17 protein-coding genes and 1 other RNA gene are annotated in these 15,955 nt (G+C 36.2%); 17 read left to right on the plus strand and 1 reads right to left on the minus strand.

Annotated features, from left to right (window positions below):
• Window positions 1–60: 60 nt before the first annotated feature.
• From FC66_RS00955 to purB, 9 genes are all read left to right on the plus strand, one after another.
• Entirely contained in the window at window positions 61–627 is a 567-nt protein-coding gene (locus tag FC66_RS00955; protein ID WP_057973498.1) for an SLOG family protein, read from the plus strand.
• Window positions 628–693: 66 nt separating this feature from the next.
• On the plus strand, window positions 694–1,035 hold the full coding sequence (gene gpsB / locus FC66_RS00960) for a cell division regulator GpsB (RefSeq protein ID WP_057973499.1): 342 nt from the start codon (window positions 694–696) through the stop codon (window positions 1,033–1,035).
• A gap of 36 nt (window positions 1,036–1,071) precedes the next feature.
• An RNA gene (gene rnpB, locus FC66_RS07845) (RNase P RNA component class B) lies at window positions 1,072–1,435 on the plus strand.
• 92 nt (window positions 1,436–1,527) lie between these two features.
• Window positions 1,528–2,664, plus strand: coding sequence for a THUMP domain-containing class I SAM-dependent RNA methyltransferase (locus FC66_RS00965; protein ID WP_057973500.1), 1,137 nt, complete (start codon window positions 1,528–1,530; stop codon window positions 2,662–2,664).
• Window positions 2,665–3,010: 346 nt separating this feature from the next.
• Window positions 3,011–3,613, plus strand: a complete 603-nt coding sequence (locus FC66_RS00970) for a nitroreductase family protein (RefSeq protein ID WP_057973501.1) — start codon at window positions 3,011–3,013, stop codon at window positions 3,611–3,613.
• Window positions 3,614–3,738: 125 nt separating this feature from the next.
• Entirely contained in the window at window positions 3,739–4,128 is a 390-nt protein-coding gene (locus FC66_RS00975; RefSeq protein WP_057973502.1) for an EbsA family protein, read from the plus strand.
• A gap of 178 nt (window positions 4,129–4,306) precedes the next feature.
• Window positions 4,307–4,792 (plus strand): 5-(carboxyamino)imidazole ribonucleotide mutase, encoded by a 486-nt coding sequence (gene purE, locus FC66_RS00980; protein ID WP_057973503.1) that lies wholly within the window; start codon window positions 4,307–4,309, stop codon window positions 4,790–4,792.
• Window positions 4,776–5,906 carry a 5-(carboxyamino)imidazole ribonucleotide synthase gene (gene purK, locus FC66_RS00985; protein ID WP_057973504.1) on the plus strand — a complete coding sequence of 377 codons (1,131 nt, stop codon included), beginning with the start codon at window positions 4,776–4,778 and terminating at the stop codon, window positions 5,904–5,906. The genes purE and purK overlap by 17 nt, the downstream gene beginning before the upstream one ends.
• A gap of 15 nt (window positions 5,907–5,921) precedes the next feature.
• Window positions 5,922–7,217, plus strand: coding sequence for an adenylosuccinate lyase (gene purB, locus FC66_RS00990; RefSeq protein ID WP_057973505.1), 1,296 nt, complete (start codon window positions 5,922–5,924; stop codon window positions 7,215–7,217).
• Between the two features lie 316 nt (window positions 7,218–7,533).
• On the opposite strand, the gene FC66_RS00995 is transcribed toward purB, so the two are convergent.
• Window positions 7,534–8,112: an NAD(P)H-dependent oxidoreductase gene (locus tag FC66_RS00995; RefSeq protein ID WP_057973506.1), complete on the minus strand. Its 579-nt coding sequence runs from the start codon at window positions 8,110–8,112 to the stop codon at window positions 7,534–7,536.
• 105 nt (window positions 8,113–8,217) lie between these two features.
• Between FC66_RS00995 and FC66_RS01000 the strand changes: the two genes are divergently transcribed.
• The 8 genes from FC66_RS01000 to purN all read left to right on the plus strand — a co-directional run bounded on the left by FC66_RS01000 (window position 8,218) and on the right by purN (window position 15,945).
• Window positions 8,218–8,685, plus strand: a complete 468-nt coding sequence (locus FC66_RS01000) for a MarR family winged helix-turn-helix transcriptional regulator (RefSeq protein ID WP_057973507.1) — start codon at window positions 8,218–8,220, stop codon at window positions 8,683–8,685.
• Between the two features lie 367 nt (window positions 8,686–9,052).
• Window positions 9,053–9,772: a phosphoribosylaminoimidazolesuccinocarboxamide synthase gene (purC, locus tag FC66_RS01005; protein WP_057973508.1), complete on the plus strand. Its 720-nt coding sequence runs from the start codon at window positions 9,053–9,055 to the stop codon at window positions 9,770–9,772.
• Entirely contained in the window at window positions 9,765–10,022 is a 258-nt protein-coding gene (gene purS, locus FC66_RS01010) for a phosphoribosylformylglycinamidine synthase subunit PurS (protein WP_057973509.1), read from the plus strand. Before purC ends, purS begins: the two co-directional genes overlap by 8 nt.
• Window positions 10,019–10,693, plus strand: coding sequence for a phosphoribosylformylglycinamidine synthase subunit PurQ (gene purQ / locus FC66_RS01015; RefSeq protein WP_057973510.1), 675 nt, complete (start codon window positions 10,019–10,021; stop codon window positions 10,691–10,693). The genes purS and purQ overlap by 4 nt, the downstream gene beginning before the upstream one ends.
• A 1-nt stretch (window position 10,694) precedes the next feature.
• Complete coding sequence (gene purL / locus FC66_RS01020) at window positions 10,695–12,917, plus strand: phosphoribosylformylglycinamidine synthase subunit PurL (protein WP_191978428.1); 2,223 nt, start codon at window positions 10,695–10,697, stop codon at window positions 12,915–12,917.
• Complete coding sequence (purF, locus tag FC66_RS01025) at window positions 12,902–14,332, plus strand: amidophosphoribosyltransferase (protein WP_057973511.1); 1,431 nt, start codon at window positions 12,902–12,904, stop codon at window positions 14,330–14,332. Before purL ends, purF begins: the two co-directional genes overlap by 16 nt.
• A 10-nt stretch (window positions 14,333–14,342) precedes the next feature.
• On the plus strand, window positions 14,343–15,377 hold the full coding sequence (purM, locus tag FC66_RS01030) for a phosphoribosylformylglycinamidine cyclo-ligase (protein WP_057973512.1): 1,035 nt from the start codon (window positions 14,343–14,345) through the stop codon (window positions 15,375–15,377).
• A 4-nt stretch (window positions 15,378–15,381) separates the two neighbouring features.
• A complete protein-coding gene (gene purN / locus FC66_RS01035) occupies window positions 15,382–15,945 on the plus strand; it encodes a phosphoribosylglycinamide formyltransferase (RefSeq protein WP_202812830.1) in 564 nt (187 codons plus the stop codon).
• The last annotated feature ends 10 nt before the right edge of the window (window positions 15,946–15,955 follow it).

Here is a 15,955-nt window from a genome sequence, read left to right on the forward strand (position 1 = left end):
AATAGCTTTAAAGGATTTGGTAACATATTCTTAATATAAGGAAAGGATGCCTAATTAATTATGAAACGTTTATGGGTGACCGGTTATCGAACATATGAGTTGGGTATTTTTAACGAAAACGACCCTAAAATAACCATAATAAAAAGTGCAATCAAAAAAAATATTATTAATGAAATAGAAAATGGGTTGGAGTGGGTTATAACTGGACCTCAACTTGGCATTGAACAATGGACGGCACAAATCTGTTTGGATATGCAAACAGATTATCCGGACTTTAAAGTATCGCTTATGTTACCATTCAAAGAGTTTGGTAACAATTGGAAAGACGATAAAAAACTAGTTTTGAGTCAAATTTTAAATAAAGTTGATTTCTCTGGCTACGTTAGTAATGATGTTTATCAGTCGCCACAACAATTAAAGAATTATCAATCATTTATGATTGAGCATACAGATGGTGCTTTACTAGTATATGATCCAGAAAATGAGGGTAAAACAAAATTTGATTTGCTAAAAATTAAAAATGTCAAAGAATCAAAAGAGTATCGGTTACGTATGATAGATTTCATGGAATTAGAGGATGTTGCAAGTGAAATTGAAGAAGAACGAAATAATCATTTGAATTATTGAATAATTCTGCTATAATAAACGAGTATTAACATTATTTATGAGAAATTAGTGATGAGGTGTACGAATATGACGGATGTTAATTTTTCACCTAAAGATATCCTACAAAAGCATTTTGAAACAAAAATGCGTGGATATGATTCTAAAGAAGTTGACGAATTTCTTGATGACGTTATTAAAGATTACGAAACCTTTGATAAAGAAGTCAAAAAAGTTCAAGAAGAAAATGATCGTCTAATTGCGCAAGTTGATGAACTTACGAAACAGGTAACTGTGGGTAAGAGTTCACAAACAACTCAAACAACGTCTACAACTTCAAATATGGATATTCTTAAACGTTTATCAAATTTGGAACGTCGCGTATTTGGTGCTCAACTAGATGAAAATGAAAATTCTAGAAATCAATTTTAAATTAATTGAATGATGTAGTAATATAGATTCAGTGTAAATTTCGGGTAATTGCGGTCTATTAAGTTAGGCTGAGGAAAGTCCATGCTTGCACAAGCTGAGATGCTTGTAGTGTTCGTGCTTGGTGAAAAAATAAGCCAAGGTACCTTCGGGTAACGGCGGATAAAATGACTAAGGCTTCGGCTATGTCAAAGTAATCTGTAAAGTGCCACAGAGACGATACAATATTGGAAACGGTATTGCTGGAACGCGGTAAACCCCACGAGTAGGCAACCCAAACTTTGGTAGGGGCGCTTCATGACGGAAATGAACAAATCATGGGGGCAGATAATATCTGGAGATAGATGATTACCACTGATTTCATCGCCTGAGATGGATGACGTACAAAACATGGCTTATAGAAATTTACATGATTTCAGGATGAACTAGGATGAAGGATTTTCTTTTATCCTAGTTTTTTTTATTAAAAAAATTAAATTATAGTGAAGGTGCAAAATGGAAACTTTTAAATTATTGGCAACCGCAGCCAGCGGTATTGAGTCAATTGTTGGAAATGAACTTAAACATATGGGCTACAATGTCCAAGTTGAAAACAGTCGTGTTCGTTTCGAAGGAACGATGGAAGATGTAATTAACACTAATCTCTGGTTGAGGAGTGCTGATCGCGTTAAGATTATTGTCGGCGAATTTACTGCCACTACTTTTGATGATCTATTTGAACAAACAAAGGCAATCTCTTGGGATAAATTTTTACCCTTGGATGCGGAGTTCCCCGTCCAAGGTAAATCTCAAAAATCAACACTTTATAGTGTGCCAGATGCACAAGCGATTGTTAAAAAAGCAATTGTTGATCAATTAAGCGATGTTTATCATCGAACTACGCGTCTACCTGAAACAGGAGCTAAATACCCATTAGAAGTTGCTATTAATAAAGATAATGTTCTTTTAACGCTTGATACGACAGGTAGCAGTTTATTTAAACGTGGCTATCGTGTTGAAAAGGGTTACGCACCATTAAAAGAAAATATGGCTGCCGCTCTAGTTATGTTAACAAATTGGTACCCGGATAAACCATTCGTTGATCCAGTATGTGGTTCGGGAACAATTCCAATTGAAGCAGCATTGATTGGGCACAATATTGCACCAGGTATTGGTCGCTACTTTGTGTTTGAAGATTGGGATTTTGTTGAAAAAGGACTCTTCGACCGATTAAGAGAAACGGCAAAAGGTGAAGCAAATCTTGATGTTGTTTTAGATATTGCAGGATATGATATTGATGCCGGCATGATTGAAATTGCTAAAAAGAATGCAGCCGAGGCAGGCGTTTTAGATAGTATTGAGTTTAAGCAACTCGCCGCAAAAGATTTCACGACTGAAAAAGAAAATGGTGTTTTAGTTGCCAATCCGCCATATGGTGAACGATTGAGTGATACTGAATCTGTTCGTGTCTTATATAAACAGATGGGTGTTGTTTATAAACAAATGCCAACTTGGAGTAAATATATTTTAACAAGCGACCTAACTTTTGAAGAGTTTTATGGATCAAGGGCGTCAAAAAAACGAAAATTATATAACGGCTCGTTAAGAACGGACTATTTCCAATATTGGGGCAAGCGTAAACCCAGAGTCTAATGAATTGAATTATATCTAACTTATTAATAAATTAGATGTCTAAACAGTCATAATTTATTATTATAAGTATTGTTGATGAAAGTATTACAAGAAATCTGCTATTTAATAGTGGGTTTCTTTTTTTATCAATAATGTATCCTGAATTTTTATATCCTGGACTAGTCTATCTAAAGTTGTTGTTCTTTTATATTTTTTGAATTAAACGGATGGCGCTAAGAATGTTGCTACATCAACGCGTAAGAACCTATGTGTGCTCCGTATAAATAAAAAAATAACATTTATCACTTTACTTATTAAAAGTAAGTGATATACTAAGTATATTCAATTAGAGAAGGAGAACTTAACTATGAAAACTCAATTATTAGATCTTATGGAACAACGTCGCACAATCTATGCTTTAGGTGAAAATGTAAGTCAAACACCAGACGAAATTAGCAGTGTTATCGAAGGTGCTGTTAAGCAATCACCAACTTCATTTAATAACCAATCAATCAGAGCAGCTGTTTTATTCGGTAAGAACTCAGATAAAGTTTGGGATATTGTTGAAAAACGTCTTGAATCTGAAGTGCCTAATGCAGATGCTTACAAAAAAACACAAGAAAAAATTGCTTCATTCCGTGCCGGATTTGGAACGGTCTTATACTTTATAGATACTAGTGTTATTGCTCAAAACGAAAAAGATTTTGCATTATACGCTGATAACTTCAGAGTATGGGCAGAACAAGGTTTGGGCGGCGCTCAACAAAGTGTTTGGACGGCATTAGCCGAAAATGGTATTGGCGCAAGCTTACAACATTACAATCCACTTATCGATGTTGAAATTAGAAATGCATTTAATATTCCAGAAAACTGGGAATTACGTGCACAAATGCCATTTGGTTCAATTGAAGCAGTAGCAGGCGATAAAGATTTTATGTCTGATGACGATCGTTTCTTAGTAATCAAATAATCATTAAAATGGATGAAACTTAAGGTTTCATCTTTTTTTTGTAAAAATTTAAAAATAACTGTTTAGTTATGTTAGACTTTAAACATGAATAAATTATCTTAGATTGGCGGAGAGGGATAACGCGTATGCAAAGACATCAAAAAACATATTTTTACCAGCCTGAACTAGCAAAAACGGTTATTTTATGGTCATGGACATTTTGTATATTATTGAGTAGTTTATTACTATGGTTAGAGATTACAACGATACAGATTTGGACAATTATTTTATTTCTTATTTTTCTTATTATATCGGTCATTCAGATTTTAAGCCGAAAATTAATAATTGACGATAAAAATATCAAATTGACAAAAGTTATTCGAAAATATAATGAAACGATTGAAATTTCTGAAATTAAAAAAGTTAAACTGAGAAGATTTGGGCTTTCATTTTATTTTTCCGATGGTAAGAAGTCAATTGTTTTAAACTCTAGAAGTAAGCTACAGCTATATACGGATTTACAAATAGATAAATAAACGATGCCGGTTGGTGTCGTTTATTTTTTGTTAAAAAGAAATATTAAAAATAAATTGGTGTAATATAACCATTAAAATACGAACTATTTTTATTATATTTTAGATATTATCCTTTTTTTGCTTTGACACAATGCTTAGTTGCTGATAAGATAGGCTTATTAAAATTGGAGGTAATCTAATGGCAGAGGTAGCAATTGTAATGGGCTCAATTTCTGACTGGACCACAATGGTATTTACGGCTAATATATTAGATGAGCTTAAAATTACATATGATAAGAAGGTTATCTCGGCGCATCGAATGCCAGCTGAGATGTCTGAATTTGCGATGAGTGCGGAGGAAAATGGTTATAAGGTCATTATCGCAGGTGCCGGTGGTGCCGCGCATCTACCCGGCATGATTGCCTCTTCAACGAGCCTCCCTGTGGTAGGCGTACCCGTACAGTCTCACGCACTGAGTGGGATGGATTCTTTATTATCAATTGTGCAAATGCCAGCAGGAACGCCGGTGGCAACTATGGCTATTGGTAAAGCCGGTGCAACAAATGCTGGTATTTTTGCCGCAAAAATTTGTGGTTTATATAATTCAAAAATAAATGATGCATTAAAAGTATATCAACTGCAGATTCGTCAAAAATCCTTGGAAAGTAGTGATTTACTTGACTAAAAAAATATTACCAGGACAGATAATTGGGATCATAGGCGGTGGACAGTTAGGTAAAATGATGACGACATCTGCAAAAGAGATGGGTTATCGTGTTATTATTTTGGATCCAGAAGAGGACTGCCCTGCAGCTCAGGTTGCTGATGAACAGGTTATCGCCAGTTATGATGATGAAAGTGCTATCATAAATCTTGCGAAAATGTGTGATGTTTTGACTTTTGAATTTGAAAATGTGAATGCAGATACGATTGACATGGCAAAACATTACTGCTATATACCGCAAGGATCAACCGCATTACGCATTTCTCAGGATAGAATTAGTGAGAAACGTTTTTTAGCGGCACGTAATTTTCCAATTGCACCGTTTAAAGTAATTCTAAATTCAGTTGAGTTACAAGATGCAATCAAAATGATGGGCTATCCGGCCATTTTAAAAACGGTTCGTGGTGGGTATGATGGCAAGGGGCAAGTTATTCTGAAAAATGCTCAAAATTTAACTGAAGCGATAAATCTTCTTCAAAATGGTGAGTGCGTGTTAGAAGGGTTCGTTCAATTTAATCGTGAAGTCTCCGTTATTATTGCTAGGAATGAATTAGGACAACAAAGTATCTTTCCAATTATTGAGAATCGACATCGCAACAATATTTTACATGAAAGTTTTTGTCCAAGTTTATTGTCAGTTGAAATGGCTACAAAAATCGAAATGATTGCCAGTAAAATTGCTGATGACTGTTTGTCTGTTGGAACGATGGGTATTGAATTTTTCATCTCAGATTCGGGAGGTATTTACGTTAATGAGATAGCGCCCAGACCCCATAATTCTGGGCATTTAACGATGGAAGCTTGTTCTCTATCACAATTTGAAGCGCATATTCGAGGCATTTGCAATTTACCAATGCCAAATCCGCAATTATTATCTGGTGCTATTATGATTAATATTTTGGGGCAGCATACTTCAAAAGTCTTGAATGAGATTAAGAATAAAGCGCAATGGCATTTTCATTTTTATGGTAAAGAAGAAGTGAAAAAAAATCGAAAAATGGGCCATATAACGGTTTTAACAAACAATTTGGAACAGGCAACAACAGATATTTATCAAACAAAAATTTGGGATTAAGAGAGGAAGATAATAATGATTGATCGTTATACAAATGCTGAGATGGGTGCTGTTTGGTCAGATGAAAATAAATACAATGCGTGGCTAGAGGTTGAAATTTTAGCCAGCGAGGCTTGGGTTGAGTTAGGGCATGTACCAGCAGCAGATGCAGGTAAAATTCGCAAAAATGCCAGTTTTGATATTGATCGTATTTTAGAAATAGAACAAGAAACAAAACATGATGTTGTTGCCTTTACAAGAGCCGTTTCGGAATCTCTTGGAGAAGAACGTAAATGGGTTCATTATGGGTTAACATCTACTGATGTGGTTGATACTGCCTATGGTTCTATTTTAAAACAGGCCAACAATATCTTACGTAAGGATATTGAAGAATTTATGACTGTTTTAGCCGATAAGGCGGTTGAGTATAAAGATACCGTTATGATGGGGAGAACGCATGGGGTACACGCTGAACCAACAACTTTTGGACTAAAAATTGCCTTGTGGTATTCAGAAATGAAACGCCATCAAACTCGCTTTGAAGCTGCGGCCTCAGAAGTTGAAGCGGGCAAAATAAGTGGCGCAGTTGGAACTTTTGCGAACATTCCAATGTTTGTTGAAACTTTTGTGTGTGAGCATCTTGGAATTAGGCCACAAGAAATTTCAACACAGGTCCTACCGCGAGACTTGCACGCTAACTATGTATCAGAAATGGCCTTACTTGCGACGTCAATTGAAAAAATGGCGACAGAGATTCGTGGACTACAAAAAAGTGAAACACGTGAAGTTGAAGAATACTTTGCTAAAGGACAAAAAGGGTCATCTGCCATGCCACATAAACGTAATCCAATTGGCTCCGAAAATATTACAGGATTAGCACGTGTTATTCGAGGTCATATGGTGACGGCTTTTGAGGACGTTACACTATGGCATGAACGTGATATTTCGCATAGTTCTGCGGAACGTATTATTTTACCCGATACAACTATTTTATTAGATTACATGTTACGTCGATTTACAAAAATCATTAAAGAGTTAACTGTATTTCCAGATAACATGAAAAAAAATATGGGTCGGACTTTTGGTCTTATCTATAGTCAACGAGTTTTGCTTAAATTAATTGATAGCGGGATGTCCAGAGAAGCCGCATACGATTTGATTCAACCTAAGACCGCAATTTCGTGGGATCAACAGATTCAATTTCGACCATTGTTGGAAGCAGATGAACAAATCATGTCGGCACTAACTCAGGAAGATTTGGATGAAGCGTTTGATTATCATTATCACATTCGAAATGTTGACGCAATTTTTAAACGAATTGGTCTTATTTAGTATCATTTAAAGGGATTTTAAGTTTTGTAGTTATCAATGTGAATTGTTATTAATAATGAATGGAACGGTTTAATAATAAGGTTATCGGAAGGTGTCCCTAATTGGGAAATACTTCCGATAATTTTTTTTATTACAGTTAATGTATTTTTTAATCGTTGAGAATGCTGTTGACGGAATATTCAGCTTAAACTTACTTTATATATCTCTAGGCAAATAAAAAACACTTCACGTTAGGATTGATTATTACAATCTCAACTAATGAAATGTTTTTTATGGTCTACTACATCCCAGAACTAGCACTGCTGTTAATCCTTAATTAGAATTTAATTTTACGAAGTGCAGCTTCGCGTTTAGCGAGCTTAGCATCACCATCAAAGGTCAGCCATTTAAATTTTTTTAGACCAATTTTATGAAAAGTTCCTACCCAGAATGAGTAGAAGACGGGTTTATGATAATGTAATTTATAATAAAGAGGCGGGGTTCCCATAGTTGTCATCATGATAACCGTGGGATTTTTAGGAAAAGGCGATTTTCCATGCTTAGGTAAAATTGAACGTGATAAAACTTTGTCTAAAAATCCTTTTGTCATAGCAGGCATAAGTTCCCACCAAATTGGAAAAATAAAAATAATTTTATCCGCGTCTAATAGGCGGTTCTGGTAATCTAATGTTTGTGGATCTAAAGAATGTCCCGTTCGCCAACTGGCTAAATCTTCAGCTGACATAACGGGGTTAAAATGATCTGCATGTAAATCGATAATATCAACGTCTTCACCTTTTGCCTTAAGCATGCTAACTGTCTGCTTAAGGACAGCGGCGGCATAGGCACGATTATGAGGTTCATTTTCACTGGCAATTGCAGTGTAAGGGTGGTCAAAAATAATAACATTTTTCATTTTATTTCCTTCTTTCTGTTTATATTCTTTGGAATGTAAACTATAATAATACGTGACGGTGTAAATGTCAAATATATATTCCTAGGAATTTAAAAGAGGCTTACTATGAATAAAGAATTATTGCAGGCATTACGTGAATTTAGAGAACGTGACGATGAATTAGATATTGAACATCAATGGATTGTTGATCATTTAGAAAGCGTAAATTTAAAAAAAAGAACTGAGGCAATTAATTCTAGCGATTTGGATGTTTTATCACTCATTTCAGAACGTCCCATTGCTTTAAAAGAAATTGTTTCAAACGTATCAATGACGCAAGGAGCAGTTTCTAAAATTATCTCTAAGTTAGAAAAAAGGGGATTAATTGAAAGGATTAAACGACCGACTAATCAGAAGGCTATTTATCTGTTATTAACGACGGATGGAATCAAATTAAAAAAAGTCCATCAACAAATGCATTTAGATTTAGATAGAAAATATGCGCAATTAGAAGACGAATTTACGCCAGAACAATTAGAGGTTATCCTGGAGTTCATACAGAAAGTTAATCATTTGCGTTATAATATAAAATAAATTTTACCGCAATCCAATTGTTAAATAGATTGGTTGCTTGCTTTGTTCTAATGGGACAGTCTATTTATAAATCATTTGTGAAAAGATAACTCCGTTCTAGTATTTTACTAGAGTGGAGTTATCTTTTTTTGTAGTTATTAGTTTTTCGTGATTATGTAAATGATTCTTTGGACAAAATACGTCATTTAAACTCAAAAACATTTCTTTATTTAGTAAAACACGAACTATTTATTTATTATTTTTAAAATATATCGTATTTAACCATTGATATTTCTTTAATATATTGTTAAACTTACTTTGTTATTAACGAACGATTATTACTATTTTCATTAAATTGTTAAGAAATTATCTAAAGGAGGCCAATTACTTGGATCAATTAATTTACGAGGGAAAAGCTAAAGATGTCTACCAAACAAGTGATAATGAAGTGCTAAGAATGGTTTATAAAAACCAAGCGACTGCTCTTAATGGTAAACGAATGGAAGAAATACCGGGTAAAGGGTCCTTGAATCGTCAAATTTCTAATATCATTTTTACTTATTTGACAAATAACGGAATTAAAACGCATTTCATTAAGAATATGTCAGAAACCGAACAATTGGTTAAAAAAACTGATATCATTCCAATTGAATTTGTTTTACGAAATGTAATTTCTGGTAGTTTTGCTCGTAAGTTTAATCAAATTGAAGGAACCAAACTATTATCACCAGTTCTTGAATACTATTATAAAAGTGATGCACTTGATGATCCGGTAATAAATGAATCCCAAATTTTTGCTTTAAAATTTGTAACGGAACTTGAAATAATTGAGATAAAAAAACAGATACTAGTTATAAATCAACTATTGGTTCAACTATTTAAAAAAATAAACATTGATTTGATTGATTTTAAACTTGAATTTGGTCGTTACCATGGTGCCATCATCTTAGCGGATGAGTTCTCACCAGATAATGCACGGTTATGGGATACAACGACACACGATTCATTAGATAAAGATATTTTTAGAAAAGAACAAGGAAGTATTATTCCAGCGTATGAGGAAGTGTTAAACCGATTGAAAACGGAAAAGGGGCTAACTAATGTATAGCGTAAAAGTATATGTTACCTATAAAGAATCAGTTTTAGATCCACAAGGGCAGGCCGTTAATGAGGCAATCAGTCGATTGGGCTTTTCAGGCGTGAGTGATGTCCGGGTTGGGAAATACTTCGTAATGAACATTAAAGCAACTGAACTTGAAATCAATCAAAAGGTTGATAATATTTGTGACAAATTGTTGGCTAATCCCAATATGGAACGTTATCGTTATGAACTTGAAGAACTGGGGGAGCAAGTATGAAATTTGCGGTTATTGTATTTCCAGGTTCGAATTGTGATGATGATTTGTTTTATGCCATTCGGGATGGCTTGCATGAGCAGGTAGCGTTCGTATCGTATACGGAAACCTCGCTTGATGGATTTGACGGCGTTTTACTTCCCGGCGGATTTTCGTATGGGGACTATCTAAGAAGTGGTGCAATCGCAAGTTTATCGCCAATTATGAATGAAGTGCGACGGTTTGCTGATGAGGGTAAACTCGTGTTTGGAACATGTAATGGTTTTCAAATGTTAACTGAAATGAACTTACTTCCGGGAGCCTTAATTCGAAATAAAAAAATTAAATTTATTTGTAAACCTGTTTCATTAAAAATCGTCAATAATCAAACAAGTTTTACAACTGATTACAAAGATCAAACATTAATTGAATTACCAATTGCGCATGGTGAAGGTAGTTATTATTGTGATGATAAAACTTTAGTTAAGTTAAAGAAAAACAAACAAATTGTTTTTAGATATGAAGACAACCCAAACGGAAGTATCGATGATATTGCTGGAATTGTTAACGAACGGGGGAATGTTCTCGGTATGATGCCTCATCCAGAACGGGCAATTGAAACATTACTAGGTTCAACCGATGGACTAGATTTATTTAAATCGATGCTAACGACACACACAGAGGGGGTGAGGTGATTTGGTTATGATACAAGAACCGACAGCACGGGAAATCGAAGAGACCAAACTGTATCAAGAATGGGGTTTAACGGACTCGGAATATAGATTAATTAAAAATGATATTTTAAAGCGTCAACCGAATTATACTGAGGCCGGTCTGTTTTCAGTCATGTGGAGCGAACATTGTTCATATAAAAATTCTCGGCCCGTTCTAAGTCGTTTTCCAAACTCTGGTCCACAAGTTTTGCAGGGACCAGGAGAGGGCGCAGGTGTTATTGACATTGGTGATGGTAAGGCAGTTGTTTTCAAAGCCGAAAGTCATAACCATCCCTCAGCCGTCGAACCATACGAAGGGGCTGCAACAGGTGTCGGAGGCATTATCAGAGATATTTTTTCAATGGGTGCTACCCCAATTGCGCTGCTGGATAGTTTGCGTTTTGGTGAATTAGATAACGAGCGCACAAAGTATCTTATGTCAGAAATTGTTTCCGGTATTGGTGGCTATGGTAACTGTATTGGGATTCCAACCATTGGCGGTGAAACGAGTTTTGATCCTTGTTATGAAGGAAATCCACTTGTGAATGCCATGTGTGTGGGACTCATTGAGCATAAAAACATTCAAAAGGGTCAAGCCAAGGGGAATGGTAATCTAGTCATTTATGTTGGCGCAAAAACAGGTCGTGATGGTATTCACGGGGCAACGTTTGCTTCCGACGAATTTGCTGATGATAAAGAAACGCAACGTTCAGCTGTTCAGGTGGGAGATCCATTTATGGAGAAATTACTGATGGATGCCTGTCTGGAACTTATTTTGGACCATCCCGACTGGTTGGTAGGAATTCAAGATATGGGTGCTGCTGGATTAGTTTCGTCGACGGCCGAAATGGCTTCCAAAGCCGGTTCCGGTATGGTTCTTGACCTGGATAAGGTGCCACAACGAGAAACGAATATGTCTGCTTATGAAATGATGTTATCTGAATCTCAAGAGCGCATGGTTCTTTGTATTAAACCCGAATTCGAAACAGAAGTAACGGATTTATTTAAAAAATATGATTTAGAAGCCGTTAATATAGGCTATGTAACGGAAAGTACGGATTACATATTAATACATGAAGGAAAAATTGTGGCCAATTTACCAGTTGATTCTTTGACAAGTGATGTACCCGTTTATCACAAAGAACAAAAAGAACCGGCTAGAATTAATCAATTTAAAAACCAGGATGATTTTATTCCTGAAATTGAAAATGTGAGGGAAACATGGCTAGATTTATTGAGGCAACCAACAATTGCGTCTAAAGCATCGTTGTATGAAACATATGATTCGCAAGTTAAGGTTAATACAGTTGTAAAACCAGGTAGTGATGCCGGTGTTATCCGTATTAGAGAAACGAATAAGGCGCTCGCAATGACGACGGATTGTAATGCACGCTACATTTACTTAAATCCGAAAATTGGTGGACAAATTGCCGTTTCTGAAGCCGCACGTAATATTGTTGCGTCTGGCGGGAGACCGCTGGCAATTACTGATTGTTTAAACTATGGTCGTCCGGAGAATCCAGAAGTATTCTGGGAATTTGATCAAAGTGCCATTGGTATTTCGGAAGCTTGCGAGTTGTTTAATACACCGGTCATTTCTGGAAACGTATCATTATATAACGAATTTAATGAACAGGCTATTTATCCGACACCCATGATTGGGATGGTTGGTTTAATCAAGGACGTTAAACACATAACAACACAGGATTTTAAACATCTTAATGATCTGCTATATCTAATTGGTACAACATACGATGATTTCAATGGTTCAGAAATTCAGAAAATGGTGTCTGGCAAGATTTCTGGTGATCTCACACATTTTGATTTAAAGCAGGAAAAACGTAACCAAGAATTAGTGTTGGAAGCTATAGAGTCTAATCTGGTCGAAAGTGCTCATGATTTGGCTGAAGGGGGCCTAGCCGTTGCCTTAAGCGAATCGGCGTTTAAAAACGACTTGGGCATGACGGTCGAGCTAGACATAACTGACGCACAACTTTTTTCGGAAACGCAATCACGTTTTATCTTATCGGTTAATCCGGCGAATGCGGAAGCATTTGAAAAATTGATGGAACTAAATGCCCAAAAAATTGGTCGCGTAACGGCGACACAGATGATTGACGTAACGACAAAAGATAACCATATAGTAATTGCTGTTGCTGAAGCAAAACATGCCTGGGAGGATGCCATTCCATGTCTAATGAAGTAAGAAGTTTAAACGAAGAATGTGGTGTTTTTGGCGTTTGGGGTCATGAAGATGCTAATCAAATAACCTATTTTGGTCTCCATAGTTTACAACATCGTGGACAAGAAGGTGCCGGCATCATCTCGAATGATGAAGGCAAGTTAATTGGGTACAGAGGATTGGGATTATTATCAGATGTTTTTAGAAAACCTGAAAAGATTAAAAAATTAACGGGGAACGCGGCCATTGGTCACGTCCGGTACGCAACTGCTGGAAGTAATGGAATTGATAATATCCAACCTTTCTTGTTTGATTTTTATGACGCACAATTTGCGTTAGCACATAATGGTAATTTAACTAATGCAACTACCCTCAGAAATGAATTAGAACAAGATGGTGCTATCTTTAAATCAAGTTCAGATTCGGAAGTTTTGATGCATTTAATTCGGCGTTCGGATGCGGATACCCTACATGAACAAGTTAAGGAAGCATTAAATCAAGTTCGCGGTGGTTTTGCATACTTATTAATGACATCTGACTGTATGATTGCGGCACTGGATCCAAATGGGTTTAGACCTTTATCAATTGGACAAATGGTTAATGGTGCTTATGTTGTTGCGAGTGAGACATGCGCGTTAGATTCTGTTGGGGCAACGTTTGTACGTGACGTTAATCCTGGAGAAATTGTTACGATCAGCAATCAGGGATTATCAATTGACGTGTACACAACGGACACAAAAATGGCAATTTGTTCAATGGAATATATTTATTTTGCCAGACCAGATTCAGATATTTGTGGGATTAATGTCCATTCGGCACGTAAAAGAATGGGTCGTCAATTAGCAAGAGAGACAAATATTGCTGCGGATATGGTTATTGGTGTGCCAAATTCATCACTATTTGCGGCGAGTGGGTACGCGGAAGAAAGTGGCATCCCTTACGAAATGGGATTAGTTAAAAATCAATATGTTGCTCGAACCTTTATTCAACCGACACAAGCGCTGAGAGAACAAGGTGTGAGAATGAAATTATCAGCCGTTAAAAGTGTTGTTAGAGGTAAAAAAATTATATTAGTGGATGATTCAATCGTTCGGGGAACAACGAGTAAGCATATTGTTCGCTTATTGAAGGCTGCTGGGGCGGCTGAAGTTCATCTAAGAATTGCTTCACCACCTCTTAAATATCCATGCTTTTATGGAATTGATATACAAAAACAATCTGAATTGATTGCTGCTCACAAATCGGTAGAAGAAATGCGGGCCATTATTGGTGTGGATTCATTATCATTTTTAAGTGAGAGCGGGTTAATTGACTCGATTGGGCTGAATTTAGATGCTCCTTATTCAGGATTATGCATGGCATATTTTAATGGAGACTACCCAACGCCATTATACGATTACGAAACCGAATATTTGGCGAATTTAACGGCAGAAAAGTGAGGATTTTAAGATGGTAAATGCTTATCAAAAATCGGGTGTTGATGTAACCGCAGGATATGACGTTGTTAAACGAATCAATAAGCAAATGTCATTAGTTAATGGAGCGAGTGACATTTCTGGATTTGGTGGACTTTTTGATCTGAGTACGAAACAGATTCAAGAACCACTGATGGTCTCAGGGACGGATGGTGTTGGCACAAAATTAATGGTAGCTTTTGAAGCAAACAAGCATGACACAATTGGTATTGACTGTGTGGCAATGTGTGTGAATGATATTGTTGCACAGGGCGCAACGCCTTTATATTTCTTAGATTACTTAGCAACGGGTAAAACTAATCCCGAGAAAATCGAAAAAATTGTATCCGGCATAATCAAGGGATGTCAAACAGCTCACATGGCCCTTATTGGTGGTGAAACGGCCGAAATGCCAGGGATGTATCAAGAAACACATTACGATATGGCGGGATTTGCAGTTGGGGTTGTCGAAAAACAACACTTAGTTGATGGACATTTAATTCAAGCCAATGACGTCTTAATCGGCATCTCATCCACGGGTATTCATTCGAACGGGTTTTCATTGGTTAGAAAAATATTCTTTGAAGATAATCGGTTTAAGTTAACTGAACCCCTACTAGAAAATCTAAATGAAACACTTGCTGAGACATTACTGAAACCCACTAAAATATATGTTGATGACTTACGCCCTTTATTCCAAGCTAACCTGATTAAAGGTGCTGCTCATATCACGGGGGGCGGCTTCATTGAGAATATTCCAAGGATGTTACCCAAGGGGCTTCAGGCAAAGATTCAATTAAATACGTGGCCAGTATTACCCATTTTTGAGGCCATTGAAAAATATGGCGAGGTTCCACATTTGGACATGTATGAAATTTTTAATATGGGAATTGGAATGGTTTTAGCGGTCGATGAATCTAATGTAGAAGCTGTCTTGACGAGTCTAAATAAGCAAACGGTTCAAGCTTTTGAAATAGGACATGTAGCCATTAAAACTAATGATGAAGTCATCAGTTTAGAGGGGGCCTGAAATGCTGAAAGTAGCTATTTTTGCGTCAGGAACCGGGTCTAATTTTGAAAACATTGCGGATGATCAAACGCTGAAAGATAGGGGATTAAAAATTGAAATCCTGGTCTGTGATCGACCAAAAGCCGCCGTAATTGAAAAGGCTAAGCGTAGAGAAATCCCGACGTTCATCATTCAGCCTAAAGATTTTGAAAATCGGAACTATTATGAGCAAGCAATTATTAAGGAGTTAGTTAATTATCAAATTGACTTCATCCTGTTGGCAGGATATATACGGGTAATAACAACTACGTTACTTGATGAGTATCCAATGAAAATAATTAATATTCATCCCGCTTTATTGCCCCTTTTTCCAGGAATTCATGGGATTGAAGATGCTTATAATGCTGGGGTAACCGAAACAGGTGTAACCATTCACTATATTGATGAAGGCGTAGATACGGGGCCAATTATTGCGCAACAAAAGGTCCCAGTCCTGGCACATGAAACGTTAAAACAATTAGAAGTAAAAATTCATTATATAGAACATCAGTTATATCCGAGTGTTATTTTGAATTTATTAAATAAATGATGAAAAGGGA

Origin of the sequence: Dellaglioa algida DSM 15638, from assembly GCF_001434695.1 — a bacterium.
In the GTDB taxonomy this organism is placed as follows: Bacteria; Bacillota; Bacilli; order Lactobacillales; family Lactobacillaceae; genus Dellaglioa; species Dellaglioa algida.